The following is a 23,450-nucleotide window of genomic DNA, read 5'->3' as shown; positions in this document are numbered from 1 at the left end:
CATGCAACAGCTCGACTGCCCGATCATTGGCCGCCGGCCCATCAGCGAATTCGTCTACGGCGGCGAGGTACGCCGACCGCCCCCGGGCGACGCGCCGCTGGCCGACGTGGCGGATCACGCCTTCAACCGCACCGGACAGCCCACGGTGCTGCGGGAGTGGTGGTTCCACCGGCCCACGGGGCGCTGGTTCGTGCTGGAGCGCAACACCCTGAGCAACGTGGTGGAGCGCGTCGTTCCGCCGCAGGAGGTGGCCTATGCCATTCCGACGCTCTGAAGCGGGACCGCGGGAGTGGATCGACCGCCACCGGACCGTGCACTTCACCTTCGAGGGCACCCGCTACGTGGCCTTCGCCGGTGACACCATCACCTCGGCCCTGCAGGCCAACGGGGTTCAGTTGCTGGGGCGCAGCTTCAAGTACCACCGGCCGCGCGGCGCCCTGTCCATGGCGAATCACGACGTCAACGCCCTTTTCACCACCGCCGACGACACCAATGTCCGTGGTGACGTGACTCCGGTCACCGACGCACTGGATGTGCGGCCGGTGAATGTCAGCGGCAGCCTGGCCCGGGACGCCCACCGCCACCTGGACCGCCTTGGCCGCTTCCTGCCCGCCGGCTTCTACTACAAGGCCTTCCACAAGCCGCGCTGGCTGTTCCCGTACTGGGAACGGCTGATCCGCCGGCGCGCCGGCCTCGGTACCGTGGACTCGGCGTGGACGCCGCGGCGCCGGCCCAAGCGCTACGGCTACTGCGACGTGCTGGTGGTGGGCGGTGGCCCCGCCGGCCTGCAGGCTGCGCTTGGCGCCGCCGAAGCGAGCCTGGATGTGCTGTTGGTGGACGAAAATCCGCACCTGGGCGGCAGTCTCGACTACGAATGGGTCACCGACCCGGCGGCGCCCGCGCAGCGGGACGAGCTAATGGAGGCGGTCGCTGCCAGCCCGGCCATCCGCGTGCTGACCTCCGCCGTGGCCCTGGGCTTTTACACCGACCACTGGGTGCCGGTGTCCACGCCCGAGGGCATCATCAAGGTGCGTGCCCGGGGCGTGGTGCTGGCCACCGGCGTGATCGAGCAACCGGCGGTGTTCCGCAACAACGACTTGCCGGGGGTGCTGATGGCCTCCGCCGCGCAGCGTCTGCTGCACCGCTTTGGTGTGCAGGCGTGCGAGCGGGCGGTACTGCAGGTGAACAATCCCGAGGGCTTCGCCGCAGCGGAGGATCTGCGCCGCGGTGGTGTCGAGCTGCAGGCGGTGGTCGCCTCCGGCCCCGGAGTACAGAAGGCCGACGCTGCTGCTCTGGTGGATGCCGGCGTGCCGGTACACTTCGGCTGGGCCATCGTCGAGGCGCACGGCGACGGTGCGGTGGCCGCGGCCACCATCGCACCGGTGGACGCCGGCGGTGTCCCCGATCAGACGCATGCGCGTCGGATCGACTGCGACGGCGTGGTGAGCAGCGCGGGGTGGGGGCCCGCCGGGCACCTGCTCTATCAGGCAGGGGGGCGGTTCAGTTACGACGACACCCTGGAGATGCCGGTGCCGGTCGCCTGGCCCGACACCGTGGTGCCGGCCGGGCGCATGAACGGGGTATTCTCCCTGGCCAGCCAGCGCGACGACGGCCGTGACGCCGCAGGCCGGCTTGCCGCCGCGCTCGCCGGTGGACCGGTGTCGGACCCCATGTCCAACCGCGACACCAGGGCTCACGCAACGCCGTGGCCGGTGGTGCCGCACCCGAAAGGCCGGGATTTCGTCGATCTCGATGAGGATCTGCAGTACAAGGACCTGATCCAGGGCGCCCGGGAAGGGTTCGACAACGTCGAGCTGCTCAAGCGTTTCACCACCGTGGGCATGGGGCCCAGTCAGGGCAAGCACTCGAACCTCAACGCCTTCCGCATCCTGGCCCGTTATCTGGGCCAGGGCATGGACGAAACAGGCACAACCACTGCCCGGCCCATGTACCACCCGGTACGCCTGGAGGACCTGGCCGGGCGGCGCATGCGTCCCTGGCGGGAGACACCGGTGCAGGCCTGGCACGGCGAGCACGGTGGGTTCCTCATGGAGTCGGGCGAGTGGGAGCGCCCGTCGTTCTACGGCGAGGAGGCCGACGCCCAGCAGGTGATCGCCAGCGAAGTGACTGCCGTGCGCACTGGCGTCGGCATCATCGACGTCTCCACCCTGGGCAAGATCGAAGTGCTGGGCCCGGATGCCGCAACCCTGCTGGATGGCAGCTACACCATGCGCCAGGGCAACCTGCGCGCGGGCCTGACCCGGTATGCCCTGCGCACCGACGACACCGGCGTGATCGTCGACGACGGTGTGGTGGGGCGGCTGGCGGAGGATCACTATTACCTCACCGCCACCTCCAGCCACGCCGAGGGCACGTACCAGACCCTGACCCGACACGCCCTCGAGTGGGGGCTGGACGTGCACGTGGTCAACCGCACCGGTCAGCTCGGTGCCCTGAATCTGACCGGACCGTTGAGTCGCCGGGTGCTGGAACCCCTCGTGGATGTGGATCTCAGCGAGGCGGCACTGCCGCGGCTGGGCATGACGGATGCCCGCGTCTGCGGTGAATGGGCCCGTCTGCTGCGGGTGGGTTTCGTGGGCGAGCTGGGCTACGAGATTCACGCCCCGGCGGGCACCATGGCCCGCATCTGGGATGCCCTCATGGACGCAGGCGCGCCCCTGGGTATCCGCCCCTTCGGTGTTGACACCCAGCGGGTGCTGCGGCTGGAGAAGGGGCACATCATCGTCGGCCAGGACACCGACGGCCTCACCAACCCCTTCGAGGCGGCCATGCCGTGGGCCGTGCACCTGAAAAAACCCTGGTTCGTCGGCCGTCCGGCTCTGGCCCATCTCAAGGGCGCGGAGCAGCGGAAACTGGTGCGCTTTGTCATGGCGGCCGATTCCAGCGCTCCCCTGCCCCGGGAATCCCATCTGGTCATCCGTGACGGCACCATTGCCGGAAGGGTCACCAGCATCGCCCGCAGCCCGACGCTGGGGCGGCCCATCGGCCTGGCCATGGTGGACCGGGACCTGGCGGAGGCGGGCCAGGCGCTGGCCATCCGCGGCGACGGCGGGCGGATGCTCGCCGCCGAGGTAGTCACGGAGACCTTCTATGACCCGGACGGTCTGCGGCAAAACGCCGATGCACCGGAGGTAACGCCATGACGTTGACCCTGGAGACACACGTGGACCTGCGCCTGTGGGAACTGGTGGGCAGTGGCGCTGTCGATGCCCTGCGCGCTGAAGGGCTGCCGATTCCCGAGGCCGAGCTTACCGCCGTTGAGCACGGCCCGGGGTTCGTGGCCTGTACCGGCCGCAATGGCTATCTGATCGCCGGCGAGGAGGAGTGGCAGCAGTCGCCGCAGACACCCCCCTGGCTGCTGCAGCGCAGCGACTGGGTCATGCGCCTGTCGGGTGCCCGCTGGAGTGACGCCCTCACAGAGCTCTGCCCGCACGATCTCGGCAGGCTACCGCCCGGGGGCTGGTTCATGGCCGCCGTGGCCGGCGTCAACGCCTGGCTGTACCGGCCAGCATCAGTGCCTGACAGTCTGCTGCTGGGCTTTGACCCGTCCTACGGGGCATATCTCGAGTCCATGCTGCAGTCCGTTGTCCGCGATCCCTCAAGAATCAATCCGTCTTGATGACCCATGGAGATGAGCCATGTTGCCCACTGACGTCCAGAGCCTGCTGAAGGACAACGATGTCCGCTTCGTTCTTGCCCAGTTCGTGGATATCCACGGCGTGGCGAAGACCAAATCAGTGCCGGCGCACTGCCTGGAGAGCGTGATCACCGACGGGGCGGGTTTCGCCGGCTTCGCCGTGTCCGGACTCGCCATGGAGCCCCACGAGTCCGATTTCATGGCCCGGGGGGATCTCGCCTCGCTGACCCTGGTGCCCTGGCAACCCGGCTACGCCCGCATCGCCTGCACCGGGTACGTGGACGACGAGCCCTGGCCGCTGGATTCCCGGTATGTGCTGCAGCGGCAACTGGAGCGTCTGAAGGAGCGCGGCTGGACCCTGAATACCGGACTCGAGCCGGAGTTCTGCCTGTTTCAGTCCCAGCGCAATGGGCGCCTCGAGCCTGTGGACGAGAGCGACACCCTCGACAAGCCCTGCTACGACTACAAGGGCCTCTCCCGCTCGCGGAGGTTTCTGGAAACCCTGGTGACCAACCTCCAGGAGGTTGGCTTCGACATCTACCAGATCGACCACGAGGACGCCAACGCGCAGTTCGAGATCAACTACACCCACAGCGATGCGCTGACCTCTGCTGATCGCTTCGTGTTCCTGCGCATGGGCGCCGGCGAGATCGCCCATGACCTGGGCATGATCTGCTCGTTCATGCCCAAGCCCATTTCCAGTCGCACCGGTAACGGCATGCACTACCACATGTCCATCGTGGATGCGTCCGGCACCAACCTGTTCCACGACGACAGCGACAGTCGAGGGATGGGTCTGTCGAAAATGGGCTACCACTTCCTGGCCGGGCTGCTGCACCACGCCCACGGCCTGTGCGCCCTGGCCGCACCCACGGTCAACTCCTACAAGCGGCTGGTGGTGGGTGGTTCCGCCTCCGGCGCCACCTGGGCGCCGGTGTACGTGACCTACGGCGACAACAACCGCTCGTCCATGGTGCGCATTCCCTACGGTCGCCTGGAGTACCGGCTGCCGGATGCCGGCTGCAATCCGTACCTGGTCACCGCCGGGCTCATCGCCGCGGGCCTGGACGGCATCGACCGCGAACTGGAACCGGGCGAGCCCCACAACGTCAATCTCTACAACTACACCGCCGCGCAGTGCGAGGAACTCGGGATCGGCATCCTGCCGCAAACCCTCAATCAGGCCCTGGATTGCCTCGAGGAAGACGGTCTGTTCGCCGAGACGCTCGGGCACGGCATTGTCGAGGAGTTCATTCGCTTAAAGCGCGCCGAGTGGATCGAGTACAACCGCCACGTCTCGGAATGGGAAATCGAGCGCTATGCGCAGTTCTTCTGAGGCGTCGCGTTACCGGAACGAAGGAGTAGCATCATGTGCGGCATCGTAGGCCTTTACCTGAAGAACGAGGCATTGCAGCCCCGGCTGGGCGAGCTGTTCCAGCCCATGCTGCTGGCCATGGGCGATCGCGGCCCGGACAGCGCCGGCTTTGCCATCTACGGCGATGACGTGGGGCAGGACCGCCTCAAGTACACCCTGCAGGCCGAGGATCCGGCCACCGACTGGCAGGCGCTGGCCGATGGCCTGGAAGCCGACCTGGGTGCTGCGGTGGAGTGGTTCCGCAATGCCACCGCTGCGGTGTTCAAGACCGGCGCCGATCCCGGGCAGGTGCGCGCCTGGCTGAGGGAGCGGGCGCCGCAGGTGCGGCTGATGAGCGTCGGCCACAGCATCGAGATCCTCAAGGGAGTGGGCCATCCGAGGCTGGTGGCGGAGCGCTTCGGGCTCGCCCGCATGCAGGGCACCCACATCATCGGCCATACCCGCATGGCCACCGAGAGCGCGGTGACCATGCAAGGCAGCCACCCCTTCTCCACCGGGCACGACCTGTGCCTGGTGCACAACGGCTCCCTGTCCAACCACAACCGGCTGCGGCTACAGCTGGAGCGGGAAGGCCTGGAGTTCGACACCGATAACGACACCGAGGTGGCGGCGGCCTATCTCACCTGGCGCCTGGCCGAGGGCGACGGCCTCACCGGCGCGCTGGAGCGGGCGGTGGGTGATCTGGACGGTTTCTACACCTTCACCGTGGGCACGCGGGATGGCTTCGCCGTGTTGCGTGACCCCATCGCCTGCAAGCCGGCCGTGCTGGCCGAGACCGCCGACTACGTGGCCATGGCCTCCGAATACCGTGCCCTGGCGGGGTTGCCCGGCATCAGCACCGCCCGCGTGTGGGAGCCGGAGCCGACCCGCGTCTACGTCTGGGAGGGGAGCCCGCAGCGCAGCCAGGAGACCGGTACATGAAGTCGATCAGCCTCGCGGAACACTCCGTGCGGGAAGTGAACCAGCTGCTGCACGATCAGGCGCGCGAGCTCACCGAGGGCCAATGGCGCATAACCGAGCCCGATGGTCGCCACGCGCTCGCCTGCGGCCTGGATCAGGAGCTGCACGTGGTCATCGACGGCCACGCCGGCTACTACTGCGCCGGCATGAACCAGAAGGCCACCGTGGAAGTGAACGGCACCGTGGGTGTGGGCGTGGCCGAAAACATGATGTCCGGCCGCGTGCACGTCCACGGCAATGCCTCGCAGTCCGCCGGCGCCACCGCCCACGGCGGCTTGCTGGTTATCGACGGCAACGCGTCGGCGCGCTGCGGCATCTCCATGAAGGGCGTGGACATCGTGGTCGGCGGCAACGTCGGTCACATGAGTGCCTTCATGGCCCAGGCCGGGCGGCTGGTGGTCTGTGGCGACGCCGGCGGAGCGCTGGGCGACTCCATCTACGAGGCGCGCCTGTATGTGCGTGGCTCGGTGGAGTCTCTCGGCGCCGATTGCATCGAGAAAGAGATGCGCGAGGAGCACATCAGCGAGCTGCGCGCGTTGCTGGCGCAGGCCGGGATGGAGACCAATCCGGCGGAGTTCCGCCGCTACGGCTCCGCAAGGCAGCTCTACAACTTCCAGGTGGACAACGCCGATGGCGGCTGAGGAGGGATCGATGGACGATCACAGAGAACGAAGGGGCCTGCGCGAATCGGCGACGTTCGATCGCCTCACCATCCACGAAATTCAACGTGCCGCGGACACTGGCATCTATGACATCCGCGGTTTCGGTGCCAAGCGCAAGGTGCCGCACTTCGACGATCTGCTGTTCCTGGGGGCGAGCGTGTCGCGCTACCCCCTGGAAGGCTACCGCGAGAAATGCGGCACCGATGTGGTGCTCGGCGACCGCTTCGCCAGCAAGCCGCTGCATCTGGATATCCCGGTGACCATTGCCGGCATGAGCTTCGGCTCACTCTCGGCCAACGCCAAGGAGGCCCTGGGTCGCGGCGCCTCCGCCGTGGGCACCAGCACCACCACCGGCGACGGCGGCATGACCGACGAGGAGCGCGGCCAGTCGCGCACGCTGGTTTACCAGTACCTGCCGTCGCGCTACGGCATGAACCCGGTCCACCTGCGCATGGCCGATGCCATCGAGGTGGTGCTCGGCCAGGGGGCCAAGCCCGGCGGCGGCGGCATGCTCATGGGCCAGAAGATCAGCGACCGCGTGGCCCACATGCGCACCCTGCCCAAGGGGATCGACCAGCGCAGCGCCTGCCGGCACCCGGACTGGACCGGTCCGGATGACCTCGCCATCAAGATCGAGGAACTGCGCGAGATCACCGACTGGGAAAAACCGGTGTTCATCAAGATCGGCGCCAGCCGCCCCTACTACGACGTCAAGCTGGCGGTAAAGGCCGGTGCCGACGCGGTGGTGCTGGACGGCATGCAGGGCGGTACCGCCGCCACCCAGGAGGTGTTCATCGAGCACGTGGGCATTCCCACCCTGGCGGCCATCCCCCAGGCGGTGCAGGCGCTCCAGGAGATGGGCATGCACCGCAAGGTGCAGCTGATCGTCTCCGGTGGTATCCGCAACGGCGCCGACGTGGCCAAGGCCATGGCGCTGGGCGCCGACGCCGTGAGCATCGGTACTGCCGCCCTCATCGCCCTCGGCTGCAACCATCCCCGCTGGGAGGCCGACTACGAAAAGATCGGCTCGGCCGCCGGCTTCTACGATGACTACCACGCCGGTCAGGATCCCGCCGGGATCTCCACCCAGGATCCAGAACTCTCCAGTCGGCTTGATCCCGAGTTGGCGGGCCGCCGTCTGGCCAACTTCCTGCGGGTGATTACCCTGGAAGCGCAGACTATCGCCCGGGCGTGCGGCAAGTCCCACCTGCACAACCTGGAACCGGAGGATCTCGTGGCCATCAATATGGAAGCCGCCGCCATGGCCCGGGTGCCGCTGGCGGGCACTGCCTGGATCCCGGGTCAGTAACGGCGAAAGCACCATGACGGACAGCGACGCCACCTTCGTTCCAAAGACCCTGGCAACGCGGCACACCCACAGTGGTGACCGCATGGGGCTGGAGCGCTACATCGGCGCGATGCTGCGTCAAAAACGCCTGGCGCAGGGACTCACCATTGCAGATGTGGCCGATCTCGCCGACCTCAGCCGCGGCATGGTCAGCAAAATCGAGAACGGCCAGGTGGGTACCAGTCTGGACTCGCTGGAGCGGCTGACGGTGGCGCTGGGGCTGACCCTGTCCCAGCTCTTCCGGGACTACGACTCGCCTGAGGGCGGCGCCCAGCACGTCAAGCGCGGCGAGGGCCTGGAAGTGGTCCGGCGCGGCACCCGCAAGGGGCATACCTACCACATGCTCGCCTTCCACCGTGGCCAACCCCGCAACTTCGAGCCGTTCCTCATTTCCATGGACGACGAGAGCGAGGCGTTCCCCACCTTCCAGCACGAGGGCACACAGTTCATCCACATGCTCAAGGGGGTGCTCGAGTACCGCCACGGCAAGCAGATCTACCGGCTGGAAGAGGGGGACTCGTTCACCTTCGACGCCCAGGTGCCCCACGGTCCGGAGCGGCTGGTGGAGGTGCCCATCCGCTTCCTGGCCGTGACCGTCTTCGGTGACGGCCGCGGCACCGGCTGACGGCGATGACAGCCGGGGCGCCGGAGCCGGGAGTGAGCCCGCGGAAGGTGGCGGAAGGGAGTGGGAGTCGAACCCACCAGACGCGTTTCACGTCTCACCGGATTTGAAGTCCGGGCGCTCCACCGGGATGCGATTCCCTTCCCTTGCGTTTATACGGTATCAGGCCTGGCGGGTTTCGGCGCTCGCAATCGAACCACCCCCAGCGACACTCGGCCGTCGGAATCCAAGCCGCGCGGCGACCTGCAGATACCCGTGCGAGCGATCGCACCCCTCGCGCTCGATCATGCGCTGGAACGTCCCGGTCGCTCGCCGCTGGCGCCTTGACGACCGCTCACGGATGACTCTGGGGAAAAGTCGCAATCCCCGCCAGGAGTGATGCGAGAGTGATCTGGATCAATGCGCCATGAGCACAGCCCGCTGTAGCGTTGTCCTATGCCCCCTCCCGAGGGCTATCGCGTTCGTCAACTTGTGGAGAGAGGTCATGTCAGACTTGCCCCAGACATTGCTGGTCCCCGTCGATGGGTCCAAAAACTCCAATACGGCGGCGGCTTATGCCGTTCGAATCGCGGAGAAACTGGGCGCCAATGTCCGCCTGTTGCACGCGTTCGCGGAGACGCCTACGGAACTCTTCGGCGTTCCCACTGAATACCCCAATCAAGAGATCGTGAAGTATTTTTCTCCGGAAGCGTTCGAGGCCCTGCGCCAGGAGTCTGCCACCGTGGCATTTCGGGCTGCGCGAGAGGCGATCGGGGAGACGAGCGTCGCGCTGGACGAACAGCTCATCCCCGGCGAGTCCAGCCAGGCCATTATCGAGCATGCCGCAGGGATAAAGGACGTCATGATCGTCATGGGCCGCCGCGGTCTTTCCCAGTTCAAGGAGCTCATGATGGGCAGTACAACTCAGAGGGTCCTTCACCACGCCAAATGCCCGGTGCTGGTTCTCCGGTGACACAGCGCGCGGCCTAAGCCACCGGCGCCCCAGCCTCGGAGCGATGATCCACCAGGAGCTTCGCTCGATAGCGGTCCAGGAGCTGTTTTTCGCTGCTTGTGCTCAGCAGCTGGCGGTAACGCTGTCGTGGCGTTCCGTGCGGCCGGCGAAGCGCAAGGCTGTGGTCTGCCCGGTCAGGATTGCGGTTGCAGGTGGCCGGGCAGCCCAGCGAAGGCGGCCTGGGAGGAGAGCCATACCTGGCCGTCCAGCTCCCTCAGGAAGTGGGTGCCCTCGAGCCGGTCCATCACCGGGCCCTTTACTTCCGCAAGATGCAGGCGCACGGCATTGTCGGCGAGCGTGCGCTGCAGCGCCTCCAGGGTCTCCAGGGCCGTGGCGTCGATGTGGCTAACCGAGGACATGATCAGCACCAGGTCACTTACCGACGGCTGGCGCCCGCGCAGGCTCTGCTGGATGCTGCTGGCCACGGCCTCGGCATTGCCAAAGAAGAGGTTCTCGTCCACCCGCAGCATCAGCAGCCCGTCACGGGTGTTGACCCGATGGCGGCATATGTTGCGGAAATGTTCCGTGCCGGGGACTTGGCCCACTTCGGCGATGTGCGGGTGGCTGGCCCGCCACACCACCACGCCCAGGGAAAAGACCACCCCGGTGGCGATGCCCGCTTCCACGCCCAGCAGGATCACGCCGGCGGCGGTGGCCCCCATGGCCAGGGCGTCGGCGCGGTCATAAGACCAGAGCCGGCGCAGGCCCTGGATATCGATCAGGGGAGTCACCGCCACGATAATGATGGCTGCCAGCACCGCCATGGGCAGGGTGGCGAACAGGTCGGTGGCGAAGAGCAGCACCAGGGCGATGATCCCCGCCGTGATGACGCCCGCGAGGGGGCTGCCGGCGCCCGCGTCGGCATTGACTGCGGTGCGGGAAAAGCCGCCGGTGACCGGCATGGCGCCGGTGATGCCGCCGCCCAGGTTGGCCAGGCCCAGCCCGCGCAGTTCGGCATCGGCCTCCACGTGTTCGCGGCGCTTGCGTGCCAGGGCCGAGGCCACCGAGACGCTTTCCATAAAGCCCAGAATGCTGATCAGCAATGCCGGCAGCAGCAGTGCCGTGACCAGCGGCCACTCCAGGGTGGGCAGAGCCGCCGCCGGCAGCCCGTCGGGCAGTTCGCCGGCCACCGCCAGGCCCTGCTGGTGCCAGCCGGTGCTCGCCACCAGTGCGGTGCCGGCCAGCACGATCACCATGGGCGTGAGTTTCGCTAGCAAGGAAGCCGCATGGCCGGGCAGCCCCAGCCTCCGCAGCAGCGCCGGCACCGTCGGCCGTGCCAGCCAGAGCAGCATCAGTGCACTGAGGGCCATGGCGGCGGTGCGTGAGTCGACGTCGGTGATGCCGCGGCCGATGGAGACCAGCATGGCCGCCGCCGGACCCTTGTCCACCTGCAGGCCTAGCAGTGGGCCGAGCTGGCTGACGATGATCACCACGGCGGCGCCGGAGGTGAACCCGCTGATGACCGGATGGCTGAGAAAATTGGCCAGTGCCCCCAGGCGCACCAGGCCGGCGGCGAGCAGCATGGCCCCGGAAATCAGCGCCAGGGTGGCGGCGGCGGCAATGTATTCGACGCTGCCCGGTTCGGCGATCTGCTCCAGGGCCGAGCCGGTCATCAGCGCCACCACTGCCACCGGCCCCACCGCCAGCACGGCGCTGGAGCCTGCCAGGGCATAGGCCACAAGCGGGAGCACACTGGCATAGAGCCCGATGTGCGGCGGCAACCCGGCCAGGGCCGCGTAGGCCATGGACTGGGGCACCAGCAGCATGGCCACCACCAGCCCGGCGGTAAGGTCGCCGGGCACCTTTCCCCGGTGATAGTCCCGGGCCCATCGCGGGATCATCGCCCGCAGCTTCCCCATTGCCGCTGTCATGCTGGTGCTTCTACCCTGCCGGTGCCGGTGGCTGTTTGCGGGCAAACGTCCGCGCCTATGCCTCCGCGGTTTTGCGGCTCTGTTCGATGAGCTCGTAGATCGCCATGCCCACCAGCATGGAAACCACAAAGACCACCGCGCCCGTTTCACCGGCTCCCAGCGCCACCAGCGCCGGACCGGGGCAGAAGCCCGCCAGCCCCCAGCCCACGCCGAAGCCGAGGCTGCCCAGCACCAGGGGCTTGTCCAGGTCCCGGCGGGTGGGGATGCGCATGGGCTCTGCAATCAGTGAGCGCTCACGCTTGCCGGCGATGGTGAAGGCGATGCTGCCGACCGCGATGGCACCGCCCATGACCAGGGCCAGGGAGGGATCCCAGGCGCCGGCGAGATCCAGGAAGGAGAGCACCTTGTCCGGATTCGCCATACCGGAGATCAGCAACCCGAGGCCGAAGACCAAGCCGACGATAAATGCGAATAGATTGGGCCTGTTCATGGTTCAGCCTCCGATGGCGTGACGCACGATATAGACGGTGATGAAGCCGGTGGCCATGAAGCTTACCGTGGCCAGCAGCGAGCGCGGCGACAGCCGGGAGATGCCGCAGACGCCGTGGCCACTGGTGCACCCGCCCGCATAGCGGGTGCTCACTCCCACCAGTAGCCCCGCGGCCACCAGCATGGGCACGCTCGCCTCGATCAGAATTTCGGGCAAGGTGGTCATCGCCGCCCACAGCAGGGGTGCTGCGATCATGCCCGCCACGAAGGCCACCCGCCAGGAAAGGTCTCCGGACTGCGGTCGCAGCAGCCCGCCGAGGATGCCGGATATCCCGGCAATGCGGCCGTTGACCAGCACGAACACCGCGGCGGCCAAGCCAATGAGCACGCCTCCGGCGAGCGCCGACCAGGGGGTAAAGGAAGCCCAGTCTATGGTCATCATCTTTCTCCATTGTTTGTGGTTTCAGGTGTCACAGTACTGTTCGTAGAGTGTCTGCAGCACCGCCAGCACCCGTTCATCAGCGACCCGGTAATGGATGTACTTGCCCTCCCGCCGGGTCTGAACCAGACCTTCCCGCCGCAGCACCCCGAGATGCTGGGACAGGCCCGGCTGGCGGATCTCAAGACATTCCTCGAGCTCGCCCACCGACATCTCGCCCTGGCTGAGCTGGCAAAGAAGCAGCAGGCGGTCCTTGTGCGCCAGCACGTGGAGCACCGACGTGGCTTCGTCGGCGCTGCGGCGCATCTGTTCAAGGTCCAGTGCCTTCGTGTCCGGCATGTCATCCTCCTCGTTATGTTTGGACACATTATATTGCAAATTGTTATGTTTGCAACTAAACTGTACGCGACAGCACAGAGGAGTATGCCCATGAACGCCAACATAAAGGCCTTTCTCGACACCGACACGGAGACCTTCAGCTATGTGGTCTACGACCGTGAAGGCGGCAATGCCGCGGTGATCGATGCCGTGCTGGATTACGATCCCAGGTCCGGGCGCACCTCCACGAAGGGGGCGCAGCGGCTGGTGGACTATGTCCGCGAGCACGATCTCACCGTGGACTGGATCCTGGAGACCCATGCCCACGCCGACCACCTCTCCGCCGCACCCTTTGTGCGTGACCAGGTGGGCGGCAGGATCGCCATCGGTGACCAGATTCCCCAGGTGCAGAAGATCTTCCGCGAGGTCTTCAACCTCGAGAAGGAATTCCTGCCGGACGGCAGCCAGTTCAACCACCTGTTCGCCGACGGCGAGACCATCCGGATCGGCGAGCTGGAAGGGCGGGTGATCTATACGCCCGGTCACACGCCGGCGGACATGTCCTGGCAGCTCGGTGACGCTCTGTTCGTGGGCGATACGCTGTTCATGCCGGATGTGGGCACCGCGCGCTGCGACTTCCCCGGCGGGGATGCCTCCACCCTCTATCGCTCGATCCAGAAGCTGCTGGCGTTTCCGGAGGAGACGCGCATGTTCATGTGCCACGACTACCCCGGCGACCGTCGGTCCCACGAGTACGAGACCTCGGTCGGGGAGCAAAAGCGGCACAACATCCATGTGCGCGAAGGCGTGAGCGAGGACGAGTTCGTGGAGATGCGTGAGAAGCGCGATGCCACCCTGGACATGCCGCGGCTGATCCTGCCGTCCATTCAGGTGAACATCCGCGCCGGTGAGATGCCGCCGCCGGAGGATAACGGCACCGTCTACTTCAAGATCCCGGTGGATCGGCTGTAGGCGGCTCCTCTCACCTGCAAAGGCGCGCTACATACTCCCCCTCCCCTTCGGTGAGGGGGAAAGCCAAGACCGATCTCGGCGTCGCCGCACAGGTCGAGCCTGCCAGCACCGTCAGCGCCTCAACGTCGTGCGGCGTGGCGTGCGCCTGTGCTGGACGCCGTTCCGCGAGCGGGGCGCGCGTCTTGCTGCCGGTTCGCATCTCGGTTACAGCAGTTTGTTGGGCCCGCCCATGCAGCATGTCATGTAATCAAGCCCAGCGCTTCGTCTGTCGCACTCTCTTCATATTTGTTCTGCGGCGGCCAAGGCCTCATGCGCCAATCTGGCTCAAACGCAAAAGATGATCTCCTACGACCTGGAAGCAATGCACCATTTCCTGCACCCTTGGAGTAATCGTAGTAAATCTTAATGATTTCTTCCTTTGTAACCTGTCGTGCTGCGGGATGTAAGAGACAGGCATCGCGCCAACGACGTACACGCGCGAACTTCTCCTCATCGGGCAGTTCAAATCCTTCGTAGTACTCCAGAAACCAAAAGCGCATGAAAAGTGGCGTAAAAACGGTTTCAGCCAACCCGAACTCTTCGAAAAGAAACGGGCCGGATGGGGAGTGCTCATTCAAGAACCTGTTAATCCGACTATACTGTTCCAGCACGCCTTTCCTAAGAGAATCGCGCCTTGTGGTGTCCTGATTCAGGAGATACAGATAACCTTGGGTGCAAAAGTCCCCTTCCATTCTCGACAACATATTTTCAACGGCATGTCGATACGGGTCATGCTGCGCAACCCTCCGACCCGGGTAGATGTCTTCCAGATACTCCAGAAGAACCATACTTTCCTTGAGAATTCTCCCATCCTCCGTCTCCAGGATTGGAAGCGCAGTCGTGCCTTGTGTCTTCGCAAGCAACCAATCAGGGCGCGGCTGGGTCATATCTATCACATGAAAGTTAACTGCGTTTCGCCTTCCTTTCAGAGACAACAGAATTTCAAGCCGCTGACAGAAAGGGCATACCGGGATGTGATAGACGGTCGTCTTAGTCATCGTTATCGTGCTTCCTTCATGTAACGCGGGCCTTTGGAATGTACCCACTCCAACGCCTCAGTTTTACGCCTGAGAATGCCCTCTGACCGACTCCTTTCTCAAGAGAGCTCAGGGTTGGCCAACAACAACTTCGCTAATCTGAACGATTGGCGCGAGGTCCGTGTAGTTCGGGATGTCGGCCATGATTTCCTGAGCGTGAGGACCAAAGCCGTTTTGAAAGGCCTCTACAGAGTCACAGAAGATGTGGGACATGCCGACGTAGGTAGCGGGCTCGCCTGGACCCATACCAGCTAACCCTTTGTCCACCGTGTAAAACTTGCAGCTATCCCCCATCAAGGCCTTCACGAGCGGCATGTGTTTGTCTCGGTAGTACGTATGGTCGAACCGAGCGCCCGGCTCGTTCGCGTACATCACGCTCACCTTGATCATCAGTTATCTCCTGTTAATGAGCCACTTTGGACGGAAAGCCCAATCGTGCACGAGAGACGGCGCGCGGTCGAACGCATAGGCCGGGCCACCGGATATGGGTGAGCAAACAGCCAACGCGCGCCATCAGCCGCGCGAGGCACGAGCGTCGGCTGAATGGCCTCGTTGGGCGGGCCTCGCGTCAGGCGGCGTGGATTCCAGTGTGCACGCCCCACCACACTACCGCCGATTGTCTGCCATACGATCCGTCAAGGACTCACACCCGCCGCTCTCGTCGGTAGGCGCTCACCACCGAGATCCTGCCATTCCTGAACGTGAAAAGGTCGCACGAGTCCAACTCGAAGCGGGTACCATCAGATCCTGTCGCAGTAAAGATCCACTCCGAAGCGCCGCGATCGCTGGAGACGAAATGCCTTGCCTCGTACCAGTGGGCATCCGGAAACGTCTCCAGGAATCCGGCAAGCCCCTCCCGTATCTCGTCATGCCCCTGGAAGCGATCCCCTGAACCGGTGATGTAAAGACAGTCCCTGTTCAGCATCTGCAGGATCCCGTCGAGATCGTGGCGATTCCAACCTTCGAGAAACCTCTCAAGAAAGTCAATCGTGACCTCGTCGTGCGTAGTGTTATCCGTCATGGTTACCTCCAATCACCGATTGGCACCTGGCGGCCGCTCGCATTAGCTACTTCTCAGCGCAACCAAGCGTACCAGACCGCCTGTAGGCCCCAAGGAACCCCAACTTACGGCCCAACGACAGTTACTAGACGGAACTTCGCCGTGTTTAAACGCGGATGTTTGCCGCCTATCTCCAGCACCGAAAGTCCGGTCGGAAACAGCTCGGGCTGCGATGGAGTCCAACAGATCACCGTTTGCTGGCATCTTGCCACCCTTCCCTGCCCCCCCGCAATTTCCCGCATGCCCACTGAAACGCCGGCGAGAGGCAGTACCTTTCCGTGTACCACGTAGCAAGCGCCTCGCTGGCGGACGCCGTTCACACGGGCGGTCTCTTGCCCGATACTTGCTATGATGCAATGCAACCGCTTATTCCGGAGATTCAAGAAATGTTGGACACGATCGAAACGGTACTCGTACCGGTGGACGGCTCGGACCATGCCAACACCGCGGCCCATTATGGCGACAGGCTAGCGCGGGCCGCCGGCGCCCGTATGGAGTTGCTCCACGTGTTCGAGGACACGCCAGGTATCCTTATGCAACGCATGGGGTACACGGCAGGACAGGCGGTGGAATCACGGGTCTCGGCCGAGGCCTTCGACCAAATGAGGCAGGCCAGTGCACGGCGTGCGTTCGAGAAGACTCGAGCGAGCCTTCCGGAGGATGCAGACGTTACCGATCGCATTCTCAGCGGCGACCCGGCTGACGCGGTGTCCCACTACGCCGCCGGGATGGACAACGCCGTCATCGTCATGGGCCGCCGGGGCGCCGGTCAGATTCGTGAGCTGCTGATGGGCAGCGTGAGTGAAGGAGTGATTCACCAGGCGAACTGTCCGGTGACGGTCATTACGCACGACCCGGCGCATCCGGAGTATTCCGCCGGCGGTTCCGTGCTGATCGTTCCCGTGGACGAATCCGAGCAGTCCCTGAACGCCACACGCTATGCCAACACCGTCGCGACGGCGACCGGTGCCGTCGTTCATCTGTTGCATGTATTCCCCGCATCACCGCGGGAGATCCACAGCACCATCGGGACCACCATGGTGGAGATCTCGGCGACCGACGCGTTCGAGGAGGAGAACTTCCGCAAGATCGCGCAGGAGAGCGCCGCGGCAACGTTCGCCCAGGCCCGGGAACAGTTTGATCTCGACACGGTAGCCGTTGAAGACGTCAGGCGCCCCGGGCAGCCGGCGGCCGCAATCATCAACCATGCCCGGGCAACTGCAAACGCAGAAGTCATCATGGCGCGTCATGGGCACGGTCGGATTCGGGAGTTTCTGTTGGGCAGCGTCAGTCAGCGAGTCCTGCACGCCGCCCATTGCCCAGTGACCGTGGTCCACTGAAAGGGCTGACCCGCCGGCCGTCCCGCCTGCCCAGCGGCCGGGTGGGCGGTCAACGCGCTGCCCGCTCACCGGGCGGCGCCCTGCGATACAGGGAAAGGCGCTGCGACACGGTCTGAGACCGTGGACACTCCTGCGGCAACCGCTCGCGCATGCCCAGAACAAGTATGCCGCCCGGGAGCAAGTGGCCATGTAAGTGCCAGGCCAGTCGCCTTTGCAGGCCCGGATCGAAATAGGTGAAGACCAGATTGCGGCAGAGAATCAGATCAAAGCCGCTCTCCGGTAGTGGGGTACGCACGTCGTGGCAAAGGAAGCGGACCGGCCGTCGCAATGCACGCCGCAGGCGGAACCGTGCGTCGTACGCCTGAAACGCCTGTGCTCGCCACGCTGCTGACAGCGCTCCACGGGTAAAAGGCCTCGCTCGCCCGGGTCAGCAGGCCGGAGTCGGCATCGGTGGCGAGGATATCCAAGGTGAGTCCCGGGAAGCGCTCAGCCAGCTCCAGTTGCCAGCCGATGCTCAAGGTATAGGGCTCTTCACCAGAGCCACAGCCGGCCGACCAAAAGCGAAGGCTCTGCGCCCCGCGTGCAAGCGCCGCGCGGGCCAGATCCGGGAACACCTCCTGCATGAGCACCTGGAAGACCGGACGGTCACGATAGAAGCGTGTCACGGTGATGCGACACATCGCATCCAGATTGGCCCACTCCTCCGGGTGTGCTTCCAGGTAGAGCCGGTATGCGCCCACATTCGGACAGGACAGCTCCGTCATCCTGCGCCGGATACGCTTGCATACCTGGGTGCGAACGCGGCAAAAGCCCGGCCAGCGCATGCCCATTCGCGGCAGAGCCCACTGGAGAAAACCGACGCAGTGCGAATCCTTCACCATCACCCTGCCAGCGCCAGCCGACGACTGCGGGACATGCCCCGCGCTGCGCCATAAGCTGACACAGCCGATTCGAGATGGGAAATCCCTAAGCGACTTGAGGTTGACCTCGGCCCCTCCTGCCGGGAGGTGTAACCTGGGCGACCCATAGACGCTTCCGCGCGTGGCCGCCGCGGCTCAGCCCAGCGCGCGTCCATCCCGGTTTTCCGCGCCCCCAGCTGAGCGACCCGGGTCCGCGTGGCAGGCACATGTGCCGCAGGAGCAACTTATGAACCCATCGCAACAGGTGGAACGCCGGGAGGCAACCATCCGAAAGGGAGAGCCGGCACTGCCCGGCGATCTCGCCCTCCCCGCCGACGCCACGGGTATTGTGGTGTTTGCCCATGGCAGCGGCAGCAGCCGATTCAGTGCGAGAAACCGCCTGGTCGCGGACTCTCTCAACGGCGGCGGACTCGCCACCTTGCTGTTCGATCTGCTCACCGCCGACGAGCACGAGGTTGACCAGCGTACCCGGGAGCTGCGTTTCGACATTCCCATGCTGGGACAACGACTGACCCGGACCGTGGATTGGCTCAAGGAGCAACCGGGAATCGAGAATCTGCCCGTTGGTCTCTTCGGCGCCAGCACCGGTTCGGCAGCGGCACTCATTGCCGCTGCCGAGCGCCCCGGCACCGTTGCAGCGGTGGTCTCCCGGGGCGGCAGGCCGGATCTGACGGGACCACGCCTTGAACGGGTCCGGGCGCCAACCCTGCTGATCGTCGGCGGAGACGACAGTCCGGTGATCGGGATGAACCGAGACGCCGCTCGAGACCTGCGCTGCGAGCACCGTATCGAGATTATTCCCGGCGCCACGCACCTGTTCGAAGAGCCTGGCAAACTGGAAGAAGTGGCGCGGCTGGCCCGCGACTGGTTCCTGACCTACCTGGTGCCCCGAACCGGGCGGCACCGGGCAGGCGGAGGGCGGGGCTCTGTATGATCACGCCACTAACCTAGGTAACCCCATCGACTCGCTCCAGGGCGGAAGCGACGATGGGCGGAACCGCCCACCGTCGATCCTCCGGTGCCGCGGGCTCAGAACTGCAGCCCGAGGGCTAAGCCGCCGAGCATATAGCAGAACCCGGTGATCAGGGCGATCCCGACGAGGTTGAGGACAAAGCCGCCTCTTGCCATCTGACCGATGGTGACCGCACCCGTCCCGAAGACGATGGCGTTCGGCGGCGTACCGACCGGCAGCATGAAGGCGCAAGTCGCGGCGAAAGCCGCCGGGATCAGCAGCGTCATCGCGTCGGCGCCAATGCCGACCGCCACACCCCCGAGCACGGGGATGAAGGTTGCGGCCGTCGCGGTGTTGCTGGTGACCTCCGTGAGGAATAGGATAATCGCGCAAACGGCGGCAACCAGCAGCACGATCGGGAGCACCTCCAGCCCGGTAATCTGCTCGCCGAACCAACCATCGAGGCCGGTGCCTGCGACCGCGCCGGCGAGACTCAGGCCGCCGCCGAACAGAAGCAACACGCCCCAGGGCAGCCCGTCCTCGGCATCCTGCCAGGTCAGCACCATGTCACTCCGGCCCTCTCCCGGCAGGATGAACAACGCGATGCCGGCGGCGATAGCGATGGCCGTGTCGTCGAGCTCGCCGAGCGGCCCCAGCCGCTCGCCTATCCACGGGAGGTTGGCGAGCAACCCGGGCACGACCCAAAGGAACGCCGCCGAGCCGAAGACGATCATCACCATCTTCTCGCCCTGGCTGAGCGGGCCGAGCTTGTGGATCTCGTCGTCGATCATCTGCTTCCCGCCGGGAATCTCCTTGACGTTGAACTTGTAGAGCAGGCGGGTCATCAGCACCCAGCCCAATAAGATGAAGGTAAAGCCCAACGGCACGCCGAGCATCATCCACTCGAGGAAGCCGATGTTGCGACCCAACTCGTCGGCGGCGTAGCCGGCGACGATGGCGTTCGGCGGGCTGCCGAGCAGGGTGCCGAGGCCGCCCATGCTCGCCGACCACGCGATCGCGAGGAGCAGGCAGAGGCCGAACCGCCGGATATTGTCGTCGAAAATGAAGTCAACGTGACCGGGCCGGTGGTGATCGTGCGCGTGGCCTGCGGGGTCGTGCCCCGGCGGGACCGTCTCAAGCGACTCGCCGCTGCGCTCCGCGACCAGGGCGAGCACGGAGAGCCCGATCGGCAGCATCATTAGCGTTGTCGCGGTGTTCGAGACCCACATCGACAGAAAGCCCGTGGCGAGCATCATGCCGAGCACGATCCGTTGCGGCTCAACCCCGACCCGGGCAAGCGTCAGGAGCGCGATGCGGCGATGTAGGTTCCACTTCTCCATCGCTATGGCGATCAAAAAGCCGCCGAGGAAAAGAAAGACGATGGGGCTGGCGTAGGGCGCCGTGGCTTCCGCGAGGGTGCGCTCCGTCAGCGCCGGGATCACCACAATCGGCAGCAGGGACGTGGCCGAGAGGGGGATCGCCTCCGTCATCCACCAGATCGCCATCAAGGTGGCGATCGCCGCGACCCAGCGCGCGTCCGGAGACAGGTCTTCGGCGAACCCCATGGCGATCCAGACCAACAGCGCCGCGATCAACCCGGCGGCGCGCAGGCCCCAGATCATACTTGCCGATCGCCCACCGGAGCCTTGACCCCCAGTAAAATCCTCGTACTCCCCCTGCTGACGCGGTTGACCGGCCATTGCTCTTCCCCCGGTTGCGCGGCCACTGTATCCACGAGCTTAGACGGAGACAACGAATTTGCCACACGCGCTTGCCAGCCATAGCCTCCTGATCCCGCCTCCTCTCCCCGGCCGGCTGACGACCGCGGCGCGGCCGCGTCCCTGACCCCACTTCCGCGGTAGGCGACGAGGCCACATGTCTGAGCGCCGTTGGACGCCTCGCCAGCCGTTCGCCTTTCGTTTGGCTGAGGGAGTACCATGGCGAGAGAAATCGCAGTTTCCCAAGGCCAAATGCGGCTGGCGATTTGAAAGTTCGGCTCAGGCGCGATTCAGTCCGAAGCCCTTCAAGGCGGCTTGGCAAGGACTTGGACGTCCAAAGCGCTGAACCGTCGCGTTGCATTGGGGCTTGGGCACTGACCATTCCAATGGTTTTGGTCAGGCAGGGCTCTCCAACCCTCGGAGCCACAGGACCAGATAGAGCGTGAGACCCTACAGGAGGCTGACGCAATGAAAACCGGAGACGAAGTCAATCGCGTTGCAGCAAACGCGGTAGTAGATACCAGCGCGCCCGCCGCCTGTCGCCTTGTTCGCGCAAGCGGCAGCTATACCGGAAAGCAGGGACTGGACTACTTCGAAGGGATTTCCCGGGAAACCGTGGGATCGACCGGGATCTGCATGCATCTGCTGACACTCCCGCCGGGTGCCCGCGCCAGGGTCCACATGCACGAGAACCACGAGACCGCCGTGTATGTGCTAAGCGGCGAGGCCTCTACCTGGTACGGCGAGAAGCTGGAGCAGCACTTCATCGCGCGGGCCGGCGATATGGTCTACATCCCGGCGGGCACGCCGCATGTCCCGGCCAACCTTGGCGTAGAGCCCTGCACGGCGGTGATCGCCCGCACCGATCCACACGAGCAGGAGAGTGTCGTGCTTCTGCCCCATCTGGAAGAACTCGTACCCGTTCCGGAGTCGACCCGTATAGGCTGAAGCCGCGCCCGGCTGGGGCCGTGCTAGCGTCATCCGCGTGCAAGATCCGTTCGCAGCCGTCTTGCTCAAAATGCGGAGGGTGTTATGTCCGTTGTCAGTCAACTCATCAGGCTCTTCGTGCGCAACTTCGGGGTCGCGCGCCAAGTGGCGCGGCATGCGGACAAAGTGGCGCAGTCAGGCGCGGGGCAATCCCTCACGGAGACGCTCAACAAAGGCATCAACGCGGTGAGCGCGTCAAAGGCGGCGCGGGCCCTCTCCCGCCTGCAAATGAAAGGGACTCAGGGCACCCCATACCATGACCGCGGCGATGGCCGGGTCGTGATTAACGAACAGAGCGAGCAGGCGACGGAGCGCAAGGATCTTTACCTATCGTGGGAGCCGCAAAATACCGCGTTCGTGCGCTACCACGTGATCGTCGGCTGGAAGGCCTGGCCCGACCGGATCATTGATCCGAATGATGAGCTGTTCAACCCGGATTACCTGGACGCCGTGTGGGAGAACGACCTGAACTCGGTGCGGCGTGTGGCGTTCGAGGCCCGGGATGTGCCGGACCGATGCGTCCGCTTCCCGACCAGCAAGGCGCGCAACACATTCCACCAGCTAAAGCTGGTGGGCGAGGACGCGCACGGCGGGTTGCACGATGTGAAGGGCGTGTGCCTGGCAAGCCGGGACAAGCGGGAGCGGGAGGGCGATTTGCCCGCCCTGGATGCGCAGACGGTGCCAGATATCCAGGTGCCGGGTGGGCCGAAGAAGAACGCGCGGGAGGAGGCGTTGACGGCTTAGTGAACATGGTGATCGAGAGTTGATTCATGCAGCCCCGGGCGCTCCGTGGTATCGCAACTCGACAGGATAGCGGCCCGCGAGGAGCTTCGATGATGGGTTGACCCGATGTTCTCGACGGCTATACTTCCGGCAGCAGTAGACTGGTCGGTCGAAATGACTTCGCTGACCAGGATGCCGGGTCAAAAAGATGGCACACAGCACCAAACAACGCTTGTTGAATGTCGGGCTGGCCATGCTGCCGGAGCACGGCTACAGCGATCTCGGCGTTCAGGCCCTGCTCGAAAAAGTGGCCACCCCCAAGGCCCCTTTCTCCCATCATCTCAACAGCAAGGAAGACTTCTTCGCGCCGCAGATCATCGATCTGCACATGGCGGAGATTTACTGGGGGCTGGATCTGTGCCTGGAGGATCCGAGCCTCCCGGCGCCGCTGCGGGTACGCCGATTCTTCGAACTCTCGGGTGACACATACGGCCACGAAGGCTATTTGGGCTGTCTGCTGGGCGGTGTCGGCCAGGCTTCAGGAAATCTCCGCTGTGAACGAGGAGTTTCGACGCGGGGTCGAGCAGTATTTCTCGGCCATCACCAACCGCATCGGCGCCTGCCTAGACCTCGCCCGCGAGCAGGACCGGATTCCCGTACGCGCCGACTCCAAGGAGATGGCCAACCTGCTGCTGAACCGCTGCTGGGTAGGTGCCGCGCTTCGCAGTTGCGTGTGGCGGGATCCGGCACCGCTGGAGGTGATGCTCGAATTCTATTTCAACTCGGCGCGCGCCGAAGCCTGCGTTATTTTTACCGTGAATTAAACCGACCAGTCTATGCGAGCCCGCGCAATGGAACCACTTCATGTGCGTGCCTCGGACGCTCACGCGACCGCGGCTTTCACCAACGGCAACACAAAGGACGCAGCCCATGAAAGAAAACCATCGCATCCAAGCAACATCAAGTAAC

The 23,450-nt window shown here is 65.1% G+C and carries 24 protein-coding genes, 1 tRNA gene and 1 pseudogene; 15 read left to right on the top strand and 11 right to left on the bottom strand.

The features are described 5' to 3' along the window. Window position 1 precedes the first annotated feature (1 nt). The 8 genes from QZT63_RS19240 to QZT63_RS19205 are packed head-to-tail and all read left to right on the top strand — an operon-like array spanning window position 2 to window position 8,628. Window positions 2-274 (top strand): sarcosine oxidase subunit delta, encoded by a 273-nt coding sequence (locus QZT63_RS19240; protein WP_290653569.1) that lies wholly within the window; start codon window positions 2-4, stop codon window positions 272-274. Next, on the top strand, window positions 255-3,164 hold the full coding sequence (locus tag QZT63_RS19235) for a 2Fe-2S iron-sulfur cluster-binding protein (protein WP_290653568.1): 2,910 nt from the start codon (window positions 255-257) through the stop codon (window positions 3,162-3,164). Before QZT63_RS19240 ends, QZT63_RS19235 begins: the two co-directional genes overlap by 20 nt. After that, window positions 3,161-3,640, top strand: coding sequence for a hypothetical protein (locus tag QZT63_RS19230; protein ID WP_290653567.1), 480 nt, complete (start codon window positions 3,161-3,163; stop codon window positions 3,638-3,640). Before QZT63_RS19235 ends, QZT63_RS19230 begins: the two co-directional genes overlap by 4 nt. Before the next feature lie 19 nt (window positions 3,641-3,659). Continuing rightward, window positions 3,660-4,994, top strand: coding sequence for a type III glutamate--ammonia ligase (gene glnT, locus QZT63_RS19225; protein ID WP_290653566.1), 1,335 nt, complete (start codon window positions 3,660-3,662; stop codon window positions 4,992-4,994). A gap of 33 nt (window positions 4,995-5,027) precedes the next feature. Then, on the top strand, window positions 5,028-5,954 hold the full coding sequence (locus QZT63_RS19220) for a glutamine amidotransferase family protein (protein WP_290653565.1): 927 nt from the start codon (window positions 5,028-5,030) through the stop codon (window positions 5,952-5,954). Continuing rightward, window positions 5,951-6,634 (top strand): protein glxC, encoded by a 684-nt coding sequence (locus tag QZT63_RS19215; protein WP_290653564.1) that lies wholly within the window; start codon window positions 5,951-5,953, stop codon window positions 6,632-6,634. Before QZT63_RS19220 ends, QZT63_RS19215 begins: the two co-directional genes overlap by 4 nt. Window positions 6,635-6,644: 10 nt before the next feature. Further along, a complete protein-coding gene (locus QZT63_RS19210) occupies window positions 6,645-7,964 on the top strand; it encodes an FMN-binding glutamate synthase family protein (RefSeq protein ID WP_290653563.1) in 1,320 nt (439 codons plus the stop codon). Between the two features lie 13 nt (window positions 7,965-7,977). After that, window positions 7,978-8,628 carry a helix-turn-helix domain-containing protein gene (locus QZT63_RS19205; RefSeq protein ID WP_290653562.1) on the top strand — a complete coding sequence of 217 codons (651 nt, stop codon included), beginning with the start codon at window positions 7,978-7,980 and terminating at the stop codon, window positions 8,626-8,628. A 48-nt stretch (window positions 8,629-8,676) separates the two neighbouring features. On the opposite strand, the gene QZT63_RS19200 is transcribed toward QZT63_RS19205, so the two are convergent. After that, a tRNA-Sec gene (locus QZT63_RS19200) sits at window positions 8,677-8,770 on the bottom strand. A gap of 339 nt (window positions 8,771-9,109) precedes the next feature. On the opposite strand from QZT63_RS19200, the gene QZT63_RS19195 reads away from it, so the two are divergent. Next, window positions 9,110-9,577: a universal stress protein gene (locus QZT63_RS19195; protein ID WP_290653561.1), complete on the top strand. Its 468-nt coding sequence runs from the start codon at window positions 9,110-9,112 to the stop codon at window positions 9,575-9,577. Between the two features lie 173 nt (window positions 9,578-9,750). Here QZT63_RS19195 and sulP read toward each other — a convergent pair whose 3' ends face one another. Genes sulP through QZT63_RS19175 form a run of 4 tightly spaced genes read right to left on the bottom strand, consistent with a single transcriptional unit; the run spans window position 9,751 to window position 12,754 of the window. Beyond that, on the bottom strand, window positions 9,751-11,487 hold the full coding sequence (sulP, locus tag QZT63_RS19190; protein ID WP_290653560.1) for a SulP family inorganic anion transporter: 1,737 nt from the start codon (window positions 11,485-11,487) through the stop codon (window positions 9,751-9,753). A 55-nt stretch (window positions 11,488-11,542) separates the two neighbouring features. Then, entirely contained in the window at window positions 11,543-11,977 is a 435-nt protein-coding gene (locus tag QZT63_RS19185) for a DUF6691 family protein (RefSeq protein WP_290653558.1), read from the bottom strand. A gap of 3 nt (window positions 11,978-11,980) precedes the next feature. After that, entirely contained in the window at window positions 11,981-12,418 is a 438-nt protein-coding gene (locus QZT63_RS19180) for a YeeE/YedE family protein (RefSeq protein ID WP_290653556.1), read from the bottom strand. Between the two features lie 21 nt (window positions 12,419-12,439). Continuing rightward, a complete protein-coding gene (locus tag QZT63_RS19175; protein WP_290653554.1) occupies window positions 12,440-12,754 on the bottom strand; it encodes a metalloregulator ArsR/SmtB family transcription factor in 315 nt (104 codons plus the stop codon). Between the two features lie 84 nt (window positions 12,755-12,838). Here QZT63_RS19175 and QZT63_RS19170 point away from each other — a divergent pair, with 84 nt between their 5' ends. Further along, window positions 12,839-13,705, top strand: a complete 867-nt coding sequence (locus QZT63_RS19170; protein WP_366637616.1) for an MBL fold metallo-hydrolase — start codon at window positions 12,839-12,841, stop codon at window positions 13,703-13,705. Between the two features lie 239 nt (window positions 13,706-13,944). On the opposite strand, the gene QZT63_RS19165 is transcribed toward QZT63_RS19170, so the two are convergent. The 3 genes from QZT63_RS19165 to QZT63_RS19155 form a co-directional block, all read right to left on the bottom strand. Continuing rightward, window positions 13,945-14,742 (bottom strand): glutathione S-transferase family protein, encoded by a 798-nt coding sequence (locus QZT63_RS19165; RefSeq protein WP_290653550.1) that lies wholly within the window; start codon window positions 14,740-14,742, stop codon window positions 13,945-13,947. A 108-nt stretch (window positions 14,743-14,850) separates the two neighbouring features. After that, window positions 14,851-15,171, bottom strand: a complete 321-nt coding sequence (locus tag QZT63_RS19160; protein WP_290653548.1) for an EthD family reductase — start codon at window positions 15,169-15,171, stop codon at window positions 14,851-14,853. Between the two features lie 253 nt (window positions 15,172-15,424). Continuing rightward, complete coding sequence (locus QZT63_RS19155) at window positions 15,425-15,802, bottom strand: nuclear transport factor 2 family protein (RefSeq protein WP_290653546.1); 378 nt, start codon at window positions 15,800-15,802, stop codon at window positions 15,425-15,427. A 425-nt stretch (window positions 15,803-16,227) separates the two neighbouring features. Here QZT63_RS19155 and QZT63_RS19150 point away from each other — a divergent pair, with 425 nt between their 5' ends. Beyond that, window positions 16,228-17,181, top strand: coding sequence for a universal stress protein (locus QZT63_RS19150; RefSeq protein WP_290653544.1), 954 nt, complete (start codon window positions 16,228-16,230; stop codon window positions 17,179-17,181). 49 nt (window positions 17,182-17,230) lie between these two features. Here the strand turns inward: QZT63_RS19150 and QZT63_RS19145 are convergent. After that, window positions 17,231-17,804 (bottom strand): annotated as a pseudogene (locus QZT63_RS19145) (CheR family methyltransferase). Window positions 17,805-18,327: 523 nt separating this feature from the next. Between QZT63_RS19145 and QZT63_RS19140 the strand changes: the two are divergent. Then, window positions 18,328-19,035, top strand: coding sequence for an alpha/beta family hydrolase (locus tag QZT63_RS19140; RefSeq protein ID WP_290653542.1), 708 nt, complete (start codon window positions 18,328-18,330; stop codon window positions 19,033-19,035). A 95-nt stretch (window positions 19,036-19,130) separates the two neighbouring features. Here QZT63_RS19140 and QZT63_RS19135 read toward each other — a convergent pair whose 3' ends face one another. Beyond that, window positions 19,131-20,675, bottom strand: coding sequence for an SLC13 family permease (locus QZT63_RS19135; protein ID WP_290653540.1), 1,545 nt, complete (start codon window positions 20,673-20,675; stop codon window positions 19,131-19,133). Between the two features lie 564 nt (window positions 20,676-21,239). Between QZT63_RS19135 and QZT63_RS19130 the strand changes: the two genes are divergently transcribed. Further along, window positions 21,240-21,719, top strand: a complete 480-nt coding sequence (locus QZT63_RS19130; RefSeq protein WP_290653538.1) for a cupin domain-containing protein — start codon at window positions 21,240-21,242, stop codon at window positions 21,717-21,719. An 84-nt stretch (window positions 21,720-21,803) separates the two neighbouring features. After that, window positions 21,804-22,502: a hypothetical protein gene (locus QZT63_RS19125; protein WP_290653536.1), complete on the top strand. Its 699-nt coding sequence runs from the start codon at window positions 21,804-21,806 to the stop codon at window positions 22,500-22,502. 118 nt (window positions 22,503-22,620) lie between these two features. Here QZT63_RS19125 and QZT63_RS19120 read toward each other — a convergent pair whose 3' ends face one another. Beyond that, a complete protein-coding gene (locus QZT63_RS19120) occupies window positions 22,621-22,869 on the bottom strand; it encodes a hypothetical protein (protein WP_290653534.1) in 249 nt (82 codons plus the stop codon). A gap of 166 nt (window positions 22,870-23,035) precedes the next feature. On the opposite strand from QZT63_RS19120, the gene QZT63_RS19115 reads away from it, so the two are divergent. Then, on the top strand, window positions 23,036-23,305 hold the full coding sequence (locus QZT63_RS19115) for a TetR family transcriptional regulator C-terminal domain-containing protein (protein ID WP_290653532.1): 270 nt from the start codon (window positions 23,036-23,038) through the stop codon (window positions 23,303-23,305). The last annotated feature ends 145 nt before the right edge of the window (window positions 23,306-23,450 follow it).

It is taken from the genome of Aquisalimonas sp. (genome assembly GCF_007120195.1).
Classification (GTDB): domain Bacteria; phylum Pseudomonadota; class Gammaproteobacteria; order Nitrococcales; family Aquisalimonadaceae; genus Aquisalimonas.
This window is presented reverse-complemented; position numbering and strand designations above follow the sequence as displayed.